Below are 16,249 nucleotides of genomic sequence, written 5' to 3' on the forward strand. Positions count from 1 at the left end.
CTTACAACCTAGGCCGCCGGTACGACGGAAGTCACCTCGGATTTCACGTGGTGGTCGTCACGTGGGGCTGCTCACAGGCCCTTGACGGCGATCAGAGAGGATGTCGGTCATGGTTGGAACACTGGTGCTGCTGCGGCACGGCTACAGCGAATGGAACGCCAAGAACCTCTTCACCGGCTGGGTCGACGTGGACCTGAACGCCCAGGGCGAGGCCGAGGCGCGCCGCGGCGGCGAGCTGCTCAAGGAACACGCACTGCTGCCCGACGTGGTGCACACCAGCGTGCTCAAGCGCGCCATCCGGACCTCCGAGATCGCGCTCGGCGCGGCGGACCGGTCCTGGATCCCGGTGTCGCGCAGCTGGCGGCTCAACGAGCGCCACTACGGCGCGCTGCAGGGCAAGGACAAGAAGCAGACCCTCGACACGTACGGCGAGGAGCAGTTCATGCTCTGGCGCCGCTCGTACGACACCCCGCCGCCGCCGATCGCCGACGACGACGAGTTCTCGCAGGTGGCCGACCCGCGCTACGCGCAGCTCCCGGACGAGCTGAAGCCGCGTACGGAGTGCCTCAAGGACGTCGTCGGCCGGATGCTGCCGTACTGGTACGACGCGATCATCCCGGACCTGCGCACGGGCCGCACGGTGCTCGTGGTCGCCCACGGCAACTCGCTGCGCGCCCTGGTCAAGCACCTGGACGGCATCTCCGACGAGGCCATCGCCGCCCTGAACATCCCGACGGGCATCCCGCTGCGCTACGACCTCGACGAGAACCTGCGCCCGATCACCAAGGGCGGCACCTACCTCGACCCCGCCGCGGCCGCCGAAGCCGCCGCCGCCGTCGCCAACCAGGGCCGCTGACCCGTCGTCCCCCCACCTTGCGGCAACTCTTAAAGACTCGCGCTCTCAGGACACGACTGAAGGCGCAAGTCTTTAAGAGTTGCGCCAGGTGGGGGTCGGGGTCGGTGGTGGGGGCTGGATGTGCCGGTGGCCGGCGGCGACGCTCACCCCCGTTAGCGTCGCCGGCCGGCCGACCGGTCTCAGGTGGCGGCCGTCCCCCAACGGCGTGGTGCCACCCATCCCCCGGCGCATCCGCTCGGCGCCACAACCGATAATTGATCGGCTGGGCCATCCCCCGGGTTTCATCGAGCGATGCGCTTGAAAGAGACGCTACGCCGCTGGTCAAGTGGCCGTCCAGTCATTTGCGAATCTCATTCGTCACACTTGGTAACCGCCGCCTCTACGATGGGCTACCGCCTCCCCATTTCTTGATCAACTCGATCCGGGTCCGCACCCCGAGCTTGCGGTAGATGCTGGCCAGGTGGGTCTCCACGGTCCGCTCGCCGAGCACGAGGGCGCTCGCGATCTCCTTGGCGGGCGCGCCGCGCAGGGCCCAGGCCAGCACCTCGCGCTCGCGGGCGGTCAACCCGCCCGGCCCGGTGTCCGCACCGGACCAGTCCCGCAGCGCCCGGTCCGCCGCCTCGGCCGCGGCCGGGTCGACGAGCTGCCCGGCGGCCAGCGCCCGATCGGCCGCCGCCGGGTCCGGACGGCCGCGCAGAGCGGCCAGCTCTGCCGCGGCCCGCAGCGCGTACCAGCGCACCAACGCCGTGGGGCGGCCCTCGCCGAGCGCCGCCGTCTGCGCCAGCAGCGCTTCGGCGCGAGCCTTCTCACCCCGCCGGAGCGCGTCCGCCGCAGCCAGGTCGTATGCCCGCGCCTGCAGCTCGGCGTCACCCAGCGCGGCGGCCTCGCGTACCACCTGGTCCAGTCGGTCCCCCACGACCAGCAGCGCCTCCGCGACCGCGCGCGGATCTCCGCCCGCGCGCGCCAGGTCCAGCGCGCGCAGCGCCAGTTCCGCCTCGCCCAGTTCGTCGGCCAGGCGCGCCATGAGCCGCGCCGCCGCGGAGTGCTGGTCAGGCGACAGACCCGAGGCGGGCAGCGCCGCACAGGCGTCCCGCAGCGCCGCCAGCCGCACCGGGTCAGGCGCGAAGGACGGCACGCCCGTGCTCGCCGGCGAACCCACCCCACTCCCGGCAACCGCTCCGAAGCGCGATTTTGGGCCCCCCGCCACGGGTCCGGGGTTCAATCCCGGAGCCCGCGCCGCAGGTCCGGGCACCGTGCCCGGCCGGGGACGCGCCCCCGCTTCCGGTGCCCGCGCGGTGGCCCCGGCGAGCGCCCCCGCGCTCGGGCGTGGCCCCAGACCAAGTGCCGCCGCCGCGATCAGGCCGACGTCGCCCGCTCGCAACCCCAGCCGCAGCGCGCCGGTCAGCGACGCCCGCCCCGCCTCGCGGGCCGCCGGGCTGCCCGCGCCCCGCAGCCGGGCCGTGCCCGAGGCCGCGAGCAGCCGTCCGGCCTGCGCCGGAGTCCACCCGGCCCGGCCCGCAAACAGGGCGGCCTGCGCGTAGTACCCCCCGGCCAGGTCGTACGCGCCCTCCTCGTCGGCGGCGGCCGCAGCGGTGGCGGAGGCGGCCACGGCGGCGTCCAGCCGGGCCGCCCCACCCAGCGCCGCTGCCTCCGCCGTGTGGTGCGCCAGCTCCGGCAGGGTCGCCGCCCGGGTCCCGCCGAGTGCGCCGAGCCTGGTCAGCACCGCCGCGACGCGCTCGTGCAGTGCCGCGCGAGCCCGTGCGCCGAGCGTGTCGTAGCAGACCTCGCGGTCCAGCGCGCGCACGAAGCCGTACACCTGAGGACCCTGCTCGCGGACCAGCCCGGCTTCGGCGGCGTCGTCCAGGCCGCTCAGGACGTCGGTGTCGGGACAGGCGCCCTCCAGGATGGCCAGGTCGAACTCCCGTCCGATCACGGCGGCCGCGGTCACCGTCTCGCGGGCCTGGGGCGTCAGCGAGCGCAGCGCGGCACGCACCGGCTCGGCCAGCTCGTCGGGCCAGCGCAGCGGCAGCCGGTGCAGCCCGTCCCCGTCGGCGTCGACCTGGTCGGCGATCGCCGCCAGCACTGTCGGGTCCGCGTCGGTACGCCGCAGCAACTGCTCCACGAGGCGGGGCGCGACGGAGCGGCCGGTGCGCTCCCGCAGCAGCTCGGCGGCCTCTCGTCGGTCCACGACGCCTCCCCTCTCCGGGTCGGTACGCAGGCACCCCCGGTGCAGAAGTTACGTACTCGCCGCGATGTGCGCAGTCCCCTAGCGGACCTAGCGTGAAGTCACCTCGCAACGCCCCCGCCCCGAACGCCCCCCTCCCACCGAAAGGGAGCCCCCGATGTCCCAGTTCCGCGATCTCATCGCCAGGATGGCGGTGGACCCGGAGTTCGCCCGGCACGCACGGGCCAACCCGGACGCCGTCGCCGCGCAGTACGGCCTCACCGCCGACGAGACCGACCAGCTGCGCGGGCTCGCCGACGCCTCGGCCGGCGCCGGGCCCACCGCCCTCGGCGTACGCCTGTCCAAGTCCGGCATCGGCACCGGCGGCCTCGGCAGTCTGATCTCGCCCGCCGACCTGACACCGGCCATACCCGAGCTGCCCGACCTGCCGGAGCCCCCGGACGACCCGACGCCCCCGCCGCCTCCGCCTCCGCCGCTGACCCCGGTCGACCTGATCCCGATCGCCCCCGAGGACCTCACCCCGGAGCCCGAGGACGAGCCGCTGCCGCCGCCCCCGCTGCCGCTGCCCGACGCCATCCACTTGCCCCCGGACCTCGAACTCACGCCGCTGGAGCCGGACCCGGAGCCGCTGATTCCGCCGATCAAGCTGCCGCCGGACCTGGAGCTGCCGCCCCTGGTGCCGGACCCCGAGCCGGACCCGATCGTGCCGCCGATCATCGAGCTGCCGCCGGACTTCGAGCTGCCGCCGCTGACTCCCGACCCGGACCCCGAGCCGCTGGTGCCGCCGATCGTTCACCTTCCGCCGGACTTCGAGCTGCCCCCGCTGACCCCGGACCCCGACCCGGGCCCGTGGATCCCCCCGATCCACCTGCCGCCGGACTTCGACTTCCCGCCGCTGGACCCGGACCCCGAGCCGGAGCCGCCGGGCCCGTGGATCCCGCCCATCCACCTGCCCCCGGACCTCGACCTCTTCCCGGCCGACCCCGACCCGGAACCGGCCGAGCCCGCGGAACCGGCGGAACCTGCCGAGCCCGAGCCCGAGCCCGAGCCCGAGCCGGAGCCCGCCCCCGAGCCGGCCCCGGCTCCGGAACCGGCTCCCGCGCCCGACCCCGCTCCGGCCCCCGCGCCCGCCGCGGACCCGGTGCCCACGCCGGTCGAGGAGTCCGGCCCGGTCGTGGTGGTCGTGCAGTCCGGCGACCCGACCGCGACCCCGGGCGCCGCCGACCCGGCCCAGCCCGGCTCGGCCGCACCGGCCGTGCCGGCCGACCCGGCGGCCGCCGCGAGCGACAGCTCGGACGGCATCGGCACCGAGGAGCTGCTCATCGGCGGGGCCGGCCTGGCCGCGGGCGCGGTCGCGGGCGGCGTCGCGGGCGCGGTGGCGGGCAAGGTCTTCAAGTCCGACGAGGACGGTACGCAAGCCTCGGCGACCGCCTGACCGTCCGCACCAGACACCGGGCAGCAGGGGTGTGCGCCCCCGTCGCACCTCTGCTGCCCGGCAGCCGCTCCAGGCATAGACGAACCGCCTGAACGGATCACCGTCGTAAAGCAGTCAGCCGAGAGCGTGCGCCCGTTCGGACGCCTATGATTCGGCTCGCCGCACAGCCCCATACCCCGGAAAGACCCCTGGAAAGGCCGAACGATGTTGTGCCACGCCTGCCATGTGCACCTGCGGCGGGACTATCCCTACTGCCTGCACTGCGGCACTCTCCGCAAGGGCGCTGTGGTGGAGTCCTACGCGGCGCCGGAGCTGCGCTGGCACGACGCCGCAGGTGAGCGGGTGCACCCGCTGGTCAAGCCGCACACCACGATCGGCCGGGCCCCCGACAACGACATCGTGCTCGACGACGCCAGCGTCTCGCGCCACCACGCCCGGGTCGTCCGCAACGCCGAGGGCTTCCACCTGGAGGACCTCAACTCGTTCAACGGCACCACGATCGGCCGGCGCACCTTCCACGGCGACTGGGCCCCGCTGCCCGACGAGTCCGAACTGCACATCGGCGACATACCACTGCGATTCGCGCAGCCGCGCTCGGCGGCGATCGGCTCCAAGACGATGGTGCGCGGCGTCGAACACAGCATCCTGCTCCCCGCCGGGCAGCCGGAGAGCGCGCCGACGGCCACCGGCCCGCTGACGGCCCGGCCGCGGCGACGCAGCGGCTGGGCCCTCAAACAGGTGCCGGACATGCGCGGTGACCAGCAATGGGTGCTGCGCAACACCCGCACCGGGCAGTACCTGCAGCTCGACGAGCGCGACGTGTTCCTGTGGCACCAGCTCGACGGCGAGAACACCGTCCGCGACCTGCTCTTCGCGTACGCCCAGCGCTACGGCGAACTCGCGCTGCCCCGCATCGAGCGCACGCTGCGCACGTTCGCGGCGCTGGAACTGGTGCGCGGCGTGCACGGCCAGCGCGAGGCCGAGAAGCCGCCGCTGCTCAAGCGGTTCGGGCAGGCGGTGCTGAAGCTGCTGCTGCGCACGGAGGTGTCGGTCAAGGGCCTGGACGGGGTGTTCACGAAGATGTACCGGTCGTTCGGCTGGCGCTTCTTCACCCGTACCGGCGTGGCCGGGCTCTGGTTCTGCATCATCGGCGGCATCTACGCGATGACCGTGGCGAGCGGCAGCCAGAACCTGTTCGACATCAACGGCGCGGGCGTCTGGGGCGCGGTGGTCATCGCCGCCGGCTACCTGTTCGCGCTGATCGTGCACGAGTCGGCGCACGCGCTGGCCGTGAAGTCCTACGGCCGCACCGTCACCCGGGGCGGGTTCATGCTGATGATGGGCATGCCGTTCGCCTTCGTCGACACCTCGGACATGTGGTTCGGCAGCCGCTGGTCGCGCATCGTGGTGACGCTGTCCGGACCGCTGTCCACCGCGGCCATCGCCGGGATGCTCGCCGCGGTCGCCGCCTGGGTGCCCGCGCCGCAGGTCTCCGGCATCGCCTACCAGCTCGCCTTCGGCCTCTACCTGAACACGCTGTACAACCTCAACCCGCTGATGCCGCTGGACGGCTACCAGGCGCTCGCGGACGGGCTGCGCCTGCCGCGCCTGCGCGAGGAGGCCTCGGCGTACTTCACCAAGGGCATCTGGTCCGACATCAAGGCCGGCCGCAAGCCCGGCATCAAGCAGATAGGCATGGCGGCGTACGGCTTCACCGCCGTCGTCGGCACCGGCCTGTTCGTCCTGCTGGGCTTCCTGGCCTGGCGCGACAGGCTCGGCGGGCTCGTCGAGGAGTACCTGCCGCCCGGCATCGACGTGCTGGTCATCGCCCTGGGCATCGGCCTGATCATGTTCCCGATCTGGTACCGGCTGTTCCGCAAGCTGACCGGCTTCATCAAGTCCCGCAAGGCCGCGACCGCGGAGGTGACGGCATGACTCAGCCTGCTATGTGGACCGTGCCCGGATATGTGGAGATCCGGGAGCTGGGGCGCGGTGCGTCCGGGCTGGTGGTCCTCGCCGAGCACGAGGCGACCCAGGTCAAGGTCGCCATCAAGTACCTGGCCGAGCACCTGCGCGACGACGAGAACTTCATCCGCGCCTTCCGGGCCGAGGCCCGGGTCATGTCCGAAGTGGAGTCACCGCAGGTCGCGCGGCTGTACGAGTACATCGAAGCGCCCGGCGGCGCGGCGATCGTGATGGAGCTGGTCGACGGCGTCGCGCTGCGCGCGATCCTGCGCGAGCAGGGCCCCACCGAGCCCGAGGCCGCCCTGGTGGTGCTCAAGGGCTCGCTGCTCGGCCTGGCCGCCGCCCACGACCGCGGCGTCGTGCACCGCGACTACAAGCCCGAGAACGTGCTCGTCAACGGCGAGGGCCAGAGCAAGCTGGCCGACTTCGGCATCTCCGCGCGCAGCGGCCGCCAGGGCCCGCTCGCGGGCACGCCCTCGTACATGGCCCCCGAGCAGTGGGCCGGCGCCCCCGCCAGCCCGTCCACCGACATCTACGCGGCCACCGCCACGTTCTTCGAGTGCCTGGCCGGGCAGCCGCCGTTCCGCGCCCCCGGCGACATCCAGGGCCTGCGCCGCCAGCACGAGCAGGCGCCGGTCCCGGTGGAGCTGGTGCCCGAGGCGGTACGCGGGCTGGTGCGCCGCGGCCTGGCCAAGGACGCCAAGCAGCGCCCCAAGGACGCCGCGACGTTCCTGCGCGAGCTGGAGGCCGTCGCCGGAGCCGGGTACGGGCCCGAGTGGGAGGAGGAGGGCCGCAGCAAGCTGGCCCGCCGCGCGCTGCTGCTGGCGCTGCTGTTCCCGCTGGCCGCGGTGCAGGCCAACGCCACCGCGATCGGCACGACCATCCTCGGCATGTCCCGCAAGGCGTTCACCACGGCTGCCAGCGTCACCGCGCTGGTGCTGGTCCTGGGCGGCGCGGGAGCCGCGGCGCTGTGGCCGACGAGCCCGGCCGCGAACCCGTCCCCGCTGCCCAGCGCGACCGCAGACGCGTCCCCGTCGCCGAGCCTGGAACTGAGCCCATCGCCGAGCCCGTCCGCGTCGCCGAGCGAGTCGCCGTCGCCGAGCCCGTCCCCGTCGGACGAACCGGAGCCGAGCCCCAGCAAGAAGCCGTCGCCTTCGCCATCGCCTTCCGTGTCGCCGCCCGCACCTACCCAGGTGACCGCGATAGTGCTCAGCGAGTTCTGCTGGTATGGCAGGATTTGCCAGAGCTCACCACCCACCAGCGGCAACACACGTGCACAGGTCACGGTTCGCACCAACAACGGCGGTGCTTTCACCCTGATATTCACCTACGTCCAGCTTGATTGCTTTGGAAAGCAGGTCGGTGATCCGATCATCGTGACGCAATCGGTGCCGGCAGGTGCAACCATGCCGGTGATCGAAACCGAGTCACTGGCTGCGTTCCACAATGACCAGGTTCAGGTACCCCGCATCCAACTGACTGTCACGTCGAAGCCTGCCGGCCCAGCCAGCAAGCCCATGACCATCGTCTCCGACGGCATCTGCATCTTCTAGGAGAAGGACTTGAGCGACTCCATCGGAGGCAAATACACCCTGCTGGACGCGGGTCGAGCAGGCAGGCTCGGCACGTGGCACACGGTGTCCACAGCGGAGGGCAAGCAGCGCGGCGCGCTGCGCCTGGAGGACCGGGGCCTGACCGACCCGGCCGCCGCGCGGCGGCTCGCCGACGCCGTCGGCGCCCAGGCCCGCCTGCGCGTGCCCGGCCTGCTCAACGTCATCGACCAGGTGACCGAGGGCCGGCACAGCTGGCTGATCACCAACGCGGCCCCGTCGCCGACGGTGGCGCAGGCGCTGGCGGCCGGGGTGACCCTGCCGCCCGCCGTCGCCGCGCTGATCGCCACCGACACCGCACAGACGCTGCTCAAGCTGCACCAGGGTCAGCTGGCCCACGGCGAGCTGAACGCGCACGGCGTGGTCGTCAGCGCCGGTGGCGCGGCACTGCTCGCCGAGGCCGGATACGGGCACGCGGTGCTGGGCACGACGCCCGGCCCCGGGCACGACGCGGCCGGCTGGTCCCGGTTGCTGGCCCAGCTCGCCGACGCCTGCCACGACGCCGACACCCAGCAGTTGCTGCGCCAGGCCGGCCAGCAGGCCGAGGCCGTCGGCGGCAGCGCGGGCCTCACCGCGGCGCTGACCACGCTCAGCACCGCGGCACAGCGCATCCCCGGCTTCGGCGACCGCGCCGCGCTGAAGGCGCTCGCCGCGCAGATGCACCCGCTCTCCGCCGCTCCGGTCTCGGCGCCGCCGGTATCGGCTCCGCCCGTCTCGGCCCCGCCGGTCTCCGCGCCTCCGGTCTCGGCTCCCCCGGTCTCCGGCGCACCCACCGCGCCCGCGCCCGGGTCGCCGGCGGCTCCGGCGTTCCCGCCTCAGCAGCCGTGGACCGCGCCGCCCGGTCAGCGGCCCGCCGGTGCTCCCGGCGCCGAGGAGACCGTGCAGCTGGCCGGGGGTTCGCACTCCGGACCGCCGTCGGTGCCGCCGCAGACGCCACGGACCGCGCCGCCCACCGCCGTCATGCCCGTGGTGCCGCCGGACGGCGCGACCCGGCTCGGCAACCGCGCCGCCGAGGAGCAGCGCAAGTCCGGTGCGTACCAGGTCGGACGCGCCGCGCCGCCCGCCGCGCACCAGCCCCAGCCGGACGTGAACCTGCGCTTCGGGCAGGGTGTGCCGCCCGCGCCGCCCGCCTGGCAGATGGCCGCCGCGCAGGCCGCCCCGCCGCCCCGGCCGAAGAAGACGATCGGCAAGCGCATCGCCGCCTTCTTCAGCGCGCTGACCACGGTCGCGCTGCTGGTCATCGCGGGGTATGTCGGCTGGAACTGGTGGCAGGAACGCAACAACGCGGTCCAGGTCACCAAGGTCACCGTCACGCCCGTCGTCCCGCCGGTCACCGCCGAGTGCAACGTCAACGTCGACGTGGTCGGCCTCATCGAGACCGACGGCCAGGCCGGGCTCATCAAGTACGAGTGGCTGCGCAACGACGGCGAGACCTCGGGCATGCTGGAGCAGGCCGTCAAGAAGGGCGAGCGCAGTGTGCAGGTGCACCTGTTCTGGCGCTTCCAGGGCAAGGGCAGCCGGGAGGCCGAGGCCACCCTGCGCATCCTGGAGCCGAGCGTGGTCCAGGGCTCGTCGAAGTTCACGTACTCCTGCAAGTGACCTGAGCCGACCGCTCAGTCAAGATCGCTCGACTTGCCTGGCACCTGTGCGTATCTTGCGAACGCATATCCACAGGTGCCAGGCAAGTCCGATGACCTTGGGGAAGGTTGCGGTCAGCGGTCCAGGAGGTCGGCGAGGATGAGCTGCTCCACGGCGTACGCCCACTCGGGGCAGCGGCTGCGCCGACAGTGCACGCACATGTCGGTCGCCGGGTCGTCGCCGTGGACGACGACGGCCTCCCAGTACCGTCTCGCCAGCTCATCCGAAATCGGGGCGTGGCCCTGCGGCGGACTGCTCACACGGACACCGCCTCAGCCTCGACCCTGTGCCGGGCGAGCGGCGGCGGGGTGCGCATGACCTGCTCACGCATCCCACGGTGCGCGCACGCGCCGCAGATCGCGCCGACAGCGCCGCCGCAGCGTGCGCACCAGTTCGCCGCGTGTCCGCGCAGCACCCAACCGGCGACCATGGCCAGGAGAACGACCGCGCCGAGCCCGGCGACGGCCACGTAGACTGCCATCAACCACCTCCTTGTGGAGTTGTGGGGAGGCGGGGCGCCGGGGACCAACCAGTCAGCCCCGCCTCCGGCTTTTCAGCACACCTCTGATGCGCTGTCCGTTTCATATGGACGGTTGACTTAGTCTGCCGCATGCAATCTGCATGGGCAACGGCCGCTGCCGATTCCTTTACAGACACTGCGAAGTCCCTGCAGACTGTCACCGTGCCCATGAGCCCTACTGCAATCCGGAGACGCGTCGGCTACAGATTGCGCGAGTTACGCGGCAGGGACGGCATGACCACGATCGACGCCGCAGCGGTCATCGGCGGCTCTGACGCCAAGATCAGCCGTCTTGAACGTGGGTTGACACCACTTCGCCCCGGCGACGTCCGACTTCTGCTCGATCGATACGGCGGGATCGATCGCAGCGAGCGGGACCTGCTGGTGCAGCTCGCAGGTGAGTCCGGTAGGCGCGGCTGGTGGCAGGCATACGAACTTCCGGAATGGTTCAACCTGTATGTCGGTCTCGAAAGCGCCGCTTCATCGATCTCGAACTTCGAAACTCTGCTCATTCCAGGGCTGCTGCAGACGGCCGACTACACCCGCGCGCTGGTCCGCCAGGCTCAGCCCACGGCGACGGCAGAACGTGTTGACCGAGTCGTCGATGCACGGCTCAAGCGCCAGGCCCGCTTGACCAGCGACGATCCGATACAGCTGCGGGCCATCATCGGCGAGGCAGCACTGCACTGCGTGGTCGGAACCCCGGACGTGATGCGGGCGCAGTTCGCGCACCTGGCCCGCATGAGCAAGGCTCCGAACATCGAGCTTCGCCTGGTCCCCTTCAGTTCGCCGGTGTACGCCCCGTACGGTCGACCTGTCGTCATCCTGGACTTCCCCGAGCCCGCTGACCCAGGTCTGGTGCACTTCGATCACCTCGGCAAAGGCGTGTACGTTGAGGACGAAGCTCAAATAGCCACTCACCGGCAGTCTTTCGAGATGCTGGTGGGAGGTGCCTTGAGCGTCGAGGAGTCCGCCCGGCTTTTTGCTGATCGAGGATGATGGACATGTTCGAACACGCCGCCTGGAAGAAGAGCAGCCGCAGTGACGGTCAGGGCGCGAACTGCGTCGAGATCGCGGTCATGGCGGATACCGTCGGTGTTCGGGACAGCAAGGACCGGAGCGGCGCGGTGCTCGCCTACACCGCTGACGACTGGACCGCTTTTCTGGCCGGGGTCAAAGCCGGCGAGTTCGACCGCTGATCTTTGGAGCAAGTCATGCAGGTGAACCTCATCCAGGGGGACATCACCCGGCAGGAAGTCGACGTCATCGTCAACGCGGCCAACTCGTCGCTGCTCGGCGGCGGCGGGGTGGACGGGGCGATCCACCGCAACGGCGGTCCGGAGATCCTCGCCGAGTGCCGGGCGCTGCGCGCGTCCCACTACGGCCGAGGGCTCGCCACCGGCCAGGCCGTCGCCACCACGGCGGGCAAGCTGCCCGCGCGCTGGGTCGTGCACACCGTCGGACCCGTGTACAGCGCCACCGAGGACCGGTCCGAGCTGCTGCGCGACTGCTACCGCAACGCGCTGCGGGTGGCCGGCGAACTTGGCGCGCGCACCGTCGCCTTTCCGCTGATCTCCTCCGGCGTGTACCGCTGGCCGATCAACGACGCCGCCCGCCAAGCCCTGGACGTGCTGCGCTCGGCCGAGACCCCGGTCGAGGAGGCGACGCTCGTCCTGTTCGACGATGCCGCATACCGGACCGCGCTCTCGCTTCAGGACGAGGCCTTCCCCGCCTAAGATCCGTTTTTGTGGACGCTGGGCGCCCCTATAGGGGCGCCTATCGTCCACAAAAACAGATCTTGAGAAGGATGCGATCGCCGATTACCGGAAAACGCTGTGTAGACGCTGGCGTCCAGCCAGGCCCGACGGCCTGCACCCACTCGCCGACAGCTCAGGTCAAGGTTGCTCGCAGGGCGGTCACGAAGGCGTCGGTGGTGGGCTCGTCGCGGACGGCTACGCGCAGCCAGTCCGGGCCCAGCCCCGGGAAGGTGTCGCCGCGGCGCACGGCGTAGCCCGCGTCGCGCAGGCGGCTGCGTACGCCCAAGCCATCGTTGACCTTGAGGAGCACGAACGAGCTGGCCGGTGTGCCCGCGACGACCACCGCGGACAGTCGCCGCAGGGCGCTGAGCAGGTGTTCGCGGCGCGCGGCCAGCTCGTGGGCGATGTCTTCCTCGGCGGCGACAGCGTGGGCGTCGGCGCAGACGGCCGCCGCGGCGAGCGCCGGCGTCGACACCGGCCACAGCGGCTGTACGGCAGCCAGCCGGCGCACCAACTCCGGTGCCGCCAGCAGGTAGCCGACGCGCAACCCGGCCAGTGCCCAGGTCTTGGTGAGGCTGCGTACCACGACGAGGCCCGGCAGGTCGCGCCGGGCGGCCAGGGAGTGCGGCTCGCCGGGGATCGTGTCGGCGAACGCCTCGTCGACGACGAGCACGCGGCCCGGCCTGACCAGGCTCGCGACCGCGTCGGCGGGGTGGGCGACCGAGGTCGGGTTGGTGGGGTTGCCGAGCAGCACCAGGTCGGCGTCGGCCGGTACGGCGTCCGGATCGAGGGTGAACGGCTCGGGCAGCAGCACCCGGTCGACCAGGTGCCCGGCGGCCAGCAGCGCCGCCTCCGGCTCGGTGAACTGCGGGTGCACCACGACGGGTCGCCGTGCGTCGCGCAGCCCCTGCGCGAGCAGCGTGAACGCCTGCGCCGCACCGGCGGTGAGCAGCACCTCGTCCGGGTCCCGGCGGTGCCTGGCCGCGATCGCGGCACGGGCGGCGGTGCCGTCGGGGTACGCGTCGAGGCGGTGCAGCGACCGCTGGATCGGCTCGGCGAGCCAGTCCGGGAGCGGAGCCTGGCGTACGTTCACCGCCAGGTCGATCAGCCCCGGGCCGACCTCCACGTCCCCGTGGTGCCCAAGATCGAAGCCTCCCGTCACCGCTTCGCCCCGTTTCGCGCCGCCAGGCTGCGACGCGCCTCCGGATCTAGAAGAGTTGTGGTCGCCCTGGCGACCAGAAACCTTCTAGATCCGGCCGTCCCGGAGCCGAACCCGGCCGTCCCGAAGCCGGACGGCGTCGTCGACCCGCCCGCCGCCGCCGACCCCCGCCGCAACCAGGAGCCGAACCCACTGCTCAAGCCACGTCGACCGTTAAGAAGGTGCCCTTCCTCTACGGATAGCGATGGGAAGGTGCCCTTCCTTCGCCCGAAGCGCCCGGAGCACCCGAAGCGGCCAAGGCGGGCGGGGCGGCCGAAGCGGGTGAGGGCGGCGAGGGTGGCGGTGGCCAGGCCCACGGCGGCGGAGAGGGTCGCGGCGCGGCGGATGTCGTGGGCCAGGGGTCCGGGACCGTCGCCGAGGTGCGGGCGGGTCTCGGAGCGGCCGAAGTAGACGTTGGTCCCGCCGAGGCGTACGCCGAGCGCTCCGGCGAAGGCGGACTCGCACTGGCCGGAGTTGGGGCTCGGATGGGCGTCGCCGTCGCGTCGCCAGGTCCGGGCGGTGCGCGCGGGCGAGCCCGCCACCAGCGGCGCGGCAGCCACGGACAGCGCGGCGGTGAGGCGGGACGGGAGCAGGTTCGCGGCGTCGTCCAGGCGCGCCGAGGCAGTGCCGAAGCGGGCGTAGCGCGGCGACCGGTGCCCGACCATGGCGTCCAGCGTGTTCACCGCCCGGTAGCCGACCAGGCCGGGCAGCCCGGCCAGCGCGCCCCAGACCAGCGGCGCGACCTCCGCGTCGGAGGAGTTCTCGGCGATCGACTCGACCGTCGCCCGCGCGAGTTCCGGCTCGTCCAGCGTGGACGGGTCGCGGCCGCACAGGTGGGACAGGCGGGCGCGGGCCGCGGGCAGGTCGCCGCGTTCCAGCGCCCCGGCCATCAGCCCGCCCTCGCGGCGCAGGCTGCGACCGCCGAGCACGGCCCAGGTCCCGGCCGCCGTCAGCACGCCCCGCAGCACCGGCCGCTGCCGGGTGGCCCGGTGCGCCAGCACCGCCGCCGCCACCGGCAGACCCACGGCCAGCGTGGTGAACACCGCCCCGGCCCGCCGCGAGTCGGCGTACGTGTACCGCTCCACGACCTTCGCGAAGTTGCCGAATCCCGCGACCGGGTGCAGGCGGCGGGGGTCGCCGAATGCCGCGTCGAGCGCCACTCCCGCCAGCATGCCGAGCGCGTCCGCCTGGCGTGGTCTCATCGGCCGGGTTCCGGGAGCACGTCGGTGCCGGTGTCGAGGATCTCCGCGTCGCCGAACTCGTCCGGGGTGTCCATGAGGTGGCGGAAGGCGCGCAGGTTGTCGGTGGGTTCGCCGCGGCTGATCCGCCAGCGCCACTCGCGCTTGATCGCGGTGCTGAAGCCCAGCTCCAGCAGGGTGTCGAAGGACTCGTCGGCGGCGGCGAGCACCGCGCCGAGCAGCCGGTCCAGCTCCTGCGGGTTGACCGCGGCCAGCGGCAGCCGGCCGGTCAGGTACACGTCGCCGACGGCGTCGACGGTGAACGCGACCCCGTACAGCTTGGCGTTGCGGCGTAGCAGCCAGGCCCAGACGGCCTCGCGGTTCTCGTCGGGCTGGCGGACCACGAACGCCTCGATCCGCAGCGCGTGCTCGCCGACGATGAGGTTCACGTTCGTCTTGAGCTTGTGCGTGCCGGGCAGGGTCACCACGTACGAGTTCTCGCCGGTGCGGTCCAGGGGCAGCTCGGCGCAGGCCTGCTCGATGAGTTCGCAGGCCTCGGCGACCGTGGTCATGAGGCTCCTAGCGGGTCACCACCGGGCGCAGCCGGCGAGTTCGAGCTGCCGGCGGGACCGGTGCTCGGTCATCGCCTCACGATAGACGTCGAGCAGCCGGGCGGTCGTGTGGTCCCAGGAGAAGTCGTACGCGTGCTTGACCGCGCCCAGGGCCAGCTCGTCACGACGGCCGGGCTCGGCGAGCAGCCGGTCGAGCACGCGGGCCCAGTCGGCGGCGCCGTGCCCGTCGACGAGCACGCCGCTGACTTCGTCGCGTACCGCGGTGACGAGCCCGCCGACGGCGGCCGCGACGACGGGTGTGCCGCAGGCCTGCGCCTCCAGCGCGACCAGCCCGAACGACTCGTTGTGCGAGGGCACCGCGACCAGGTCGGCGGCCCGGTACACGTCGGCGAGCCGGTCCCCGGCCTGCGGCGGCAGGAAGCGGACCCGGTCGCGTACGCCCAGCGACTCGGCCAGTTCGATCAGCGCGGTCGGCCGGTCCAGTCCGGAGCCGCTGGGGCCGCCGACGATCAGCGCGATCGCGTCGGGGTCGCGCAGCTCGGCCAGTGCCCGGATGAGCACGTCGGGGGCCTTCAGGGGCTGGATGCGGCCGACGAAGGCGACGATCTTGGCGGTCGGCGGCAGGCCGAGTCGGGTGCGGGCGGCGAGCCGGTCGCCGGGCCGGAAGCGCTCCAGGTCGACGCCGGGCGCGACCACGGCGACGCGCTCCAGCGGCGCGTTGTAGAGGTCGATCAGCTCGCGGGCCTCGGTCGGGGTGTTCGCGACGAGCCGGTCCGACTGCTCGACGACCTGCTCCTCCCCCACGACGCGGCCCATCGGCTCGGCGCGGTCGCCCTCGGCCAGCTGCCGGTTCTTGACCTTGGCGAGGGTGTGCGCGGTGTGCACGAGCGGCACGCCCCAGCGGTCCTTGGCCAGCCAGCCGACCTGGCCGGACAGCCAGTAGTGGGAGGCCACCAGGTCGTAGTGGCCGGGCGGGCGGGCCGCCTCGATGCCGAGCACGCCGTGCGTGAACGCGCACAGCTGCGCGGGCAGGTCCTCCTTGGCCAGGCCCTCGTACGGGCCGGCGCTGATGTGCCGGACGGTCACCCCGGGCGCGAGTTCGGCACGCGGGGGCAGGTCGCCGCCGGTGGTCCGGGTGAGGACCTCAATCTCGATCCCGGCCTTGGCCAGGCGTTTGGACACCTCGACGATGTACACGTTCATCCCGCCCGCGTCGCCGGTGCCCGGTTGGTGCAGCGGTGACGTGTGCACGGAGAGCGTGGCGATCCGTCTGGGCAGCCCCTGGGGGAGGGAACGAGAGCTCACAGGTCGATCAACATCGGGACCGCCGGGTGT

At 72.7% G+C, this 16,249-nt stretch carries 14 protein-coding genes and 1 pseudogene; 8 read left to right on the plus strand and 7 right to left on the minus strand.

Translation table 11 applies throughout. The features are described 5' to 3' along the window. Nucleotides 1-109 precede the first annotated feature (109 nt). Complete coding sequence (locus ACFQO7_RS09775; RefSeq protein WP_360531228.1) at nt 110-856, plus strand: phosphoglyceromutase; 747 nt, start codon at nt 110-112, stop codon at nt 854-856. 379 nt (nt 857-1,235) lie between these two features. On the opposite strand, the gene ACFQO7_RS09780 is transcribed toward ACFQO7_RS09775, so the two are convergent. Continuing rightward, nucleotides 1,236-3,044, minus strand: coding sequence for a LuxR C-terminal-related transcriptional regulator (locus ACFQO7_RS09780; protein ID WP_376806056.1), 1,809 nt, complete (start codon nt 3,042-3,044; stop codon nt 1,236-1,238). A gap of 154 nt (nt 3,045-3,198) precedes the next feature. Here ACFQO7_RS09780 and ACFQO7_RS09785 point away from each other — a divergent pair, with 154 nt between their 5' ends. From ACFQO7_RS09785 to ACFQO7_RS09800, 4 genes are all read left to right on the plus strand, one after another. Further along, a complete protein-coding gene (locus tag ACFQO7_RS09785; protein WP_376806057.1) occupies nt 3,199-4,476 on the plus strand; it encodes a hypothetical protein in 1,278 nt (425 codons plus the stop codon). A 288-nt stretch (nt 4,477-4,764) separates the two neighbouring features. Beyond that, the gene (locus ACFQO7_RS09790; protein ID WP_376806058.1) at nt 4,765-6,411 is read left to right on the plus strand and encodes an FHA domain-containing protein; all 1,647 of its coding nucleotides are present in this window, start codon (nt 4,765-4,767) and stop codon (nt 6,409-6,411) included. Next, a complete protein-coding gene (locus tag ACFQO7_RS09795) occupies nt 6,408-7,994 on the plus strand; it encodes a serine/threonine-protein kinase (RefSeq protein WP_376806059.1) in 1,587 nt (528 codons plus the stop codon). The genes ACFQO7_RS09790 and ACFQO7_RS09795 overlap by 4 nt, the downstream gene beginning before the upstream one ends. A gap of 9 nt (nt 7,995-8,003) precedes the next feature. Beyond that, nucleotides 8,004-9,650 (plus strand): serine/threonine-protein kinase, encoded by a 1,647-nt coding sequence (locus ACFQO7_RS09800; protein ID WP_376806060.1) that lies wholly within the window; start codon nt 8,004-8,006, stop codon nt 9,648-9,650. A gap of 113 nt (nt 9,651-9,763) precedes the next feature. On the opposite strand, the gene ACFQO7_RS09805 is transcribed toward ACFQO7_RS09800, so the two are convergent. Together ACFQO7_RS09805 and ACFQO7_RS09810 are read right to left on the minus strand one after the other, a co-directional pair. Then, nucleotides 9,764-9,949, minus strand: a complete 186-nt coding sequence (locus ACFQO7_RS09805) for a hypothetical protein (protein ID WP_376806061.1) — start codon at nt 9,947-9,949, stop codon at nt 9,764-9,766. Next, nucleotides 9,946-10,170 (minus strand): hypothetical protein, encoded by a 225-nt coding sequence (locus tag ACFQO7_RS09810; protein ID WP_376806062.1) that lies wholly within the window; start codon nt 10,168-10,170, stop codon nt 9,946-9,948. Before ACFQO7_RS09810 ends, ACFQO7_RS09805 begins: the two co-directional genes overlap by 4 nt. Before the next feature lie 207 nt (nt 10,171-10,377). Between ACFQO7_RS09810 and ACFQO7_RS09815 the strand changes: the two genes are divergently transcribed. Genes ACFQO7_RS09815 through ACFQO7_RS09825 form a run of 3 tightly spaced genes read left to right on the plus strand, consistent with a single transcriptional unit; the run spans nt 10,378 to nt 11,945 of the window. Continuing rightward, nucleotides 10,378-11,208, plus strand: a complete 831-nt coding sequence (locus ACFQO7_RS09815) for a helix-turn-helix domain-containing protein (protein WP_376806105.1) — start codon at nt 10,378-10,380, stop codon at nt 11,206-11,208. Nucleotides 11,209-11,213: 5 nt separating this feature from the next. After that, entirely contained in the window at nt 11,214-11,408 is a 195-nt protein-coding gene (locus tag ACFQO7_RS09820; protein ID WP_376806063.1) for a DUF397 domain-containing protein, read from the plus strand. A gap of 15 nt (nt 11,409-11,423) precedes the next feature. Further along, a complete protein-coding gene (locus tag ACFQO7_RS09825) occupies nt 11,424-11,945 on the plus strand; it encodes an O-acetyl-ADP-ribose deacetylase (protein ID WP_376806064.1) in 522 nt (173 codons plus the stop codon). A gap of 154 nt (nt 11,946-12,099) precedes the next feature. On the opposite strand, the gene cobC is transcribed toward ACFQO7_RS09825, so the two are convergent. From cobC to mshA, 4 genes and pseudogenes are all read right to left on the minus strand, one after another. Beyond that, complete coding sequence (gene cobC, locus ACFQO7_RS09830; protein WP_376806065.1) at nt 12,100-13,128, minus strand: Rv2231c family pyridoxal phosphate-dependent protein CobC; 1,029 nt, start codon at nt 13,126-13,128, stop codon at nt 12,100-12,102. Nucleotides 13,129-13,382: 254 nt separating this feature from the next. Continuing rightward, a pseudogene (locus ACFQO7_RS09835) lies at nt 13,383-14,366 on the minus strand (cobalamin biosynthesis protein); the annotation flags it as partial. Beyond that, nucleotides 14,363-14,914 (minus strand): type III secretion system chaperone family protein, encoded by a 552-nt coding sequence (locus tag ACFQO7_RS09840; protein ID WP_376806066.1) that lies wholly within the window; start codon nt 14,912-14,914, stop codon nt 14,363-14,365. The pseudogene ACFQO7_RS09835 and the gene ACFQO7_RS09840, both read right to left, overlap by 4 nt. 15 nt (nt 14,915-14,929) lie before the next feature. After that, nucleotides 14,930-16,219 (minus strand): D-inositol-3-phosphate glycosyltransferase, encoded by a 1,290-nt coding sequence (mshA, locus tag ACFQO7_RS09845; RefSeq protein WP_376806067.1) that lies wholly within the window; start codon nt 16,217-16,219, stop codon nt 14,930-14,932. Nucleotides 16,220-16,249 lie beyond the last annotated feature (30 nt).

The sequence above is a fragment of the Catellatospora aurea genome (assembly GCF_042663325.1).
GTDB classification, from domain to species: Bacteria; Actinomycetota; Actinomycetes; order Mycobacteriales; family Micromonosporaceae; genus Catellatospora; species Catellatospora aurea.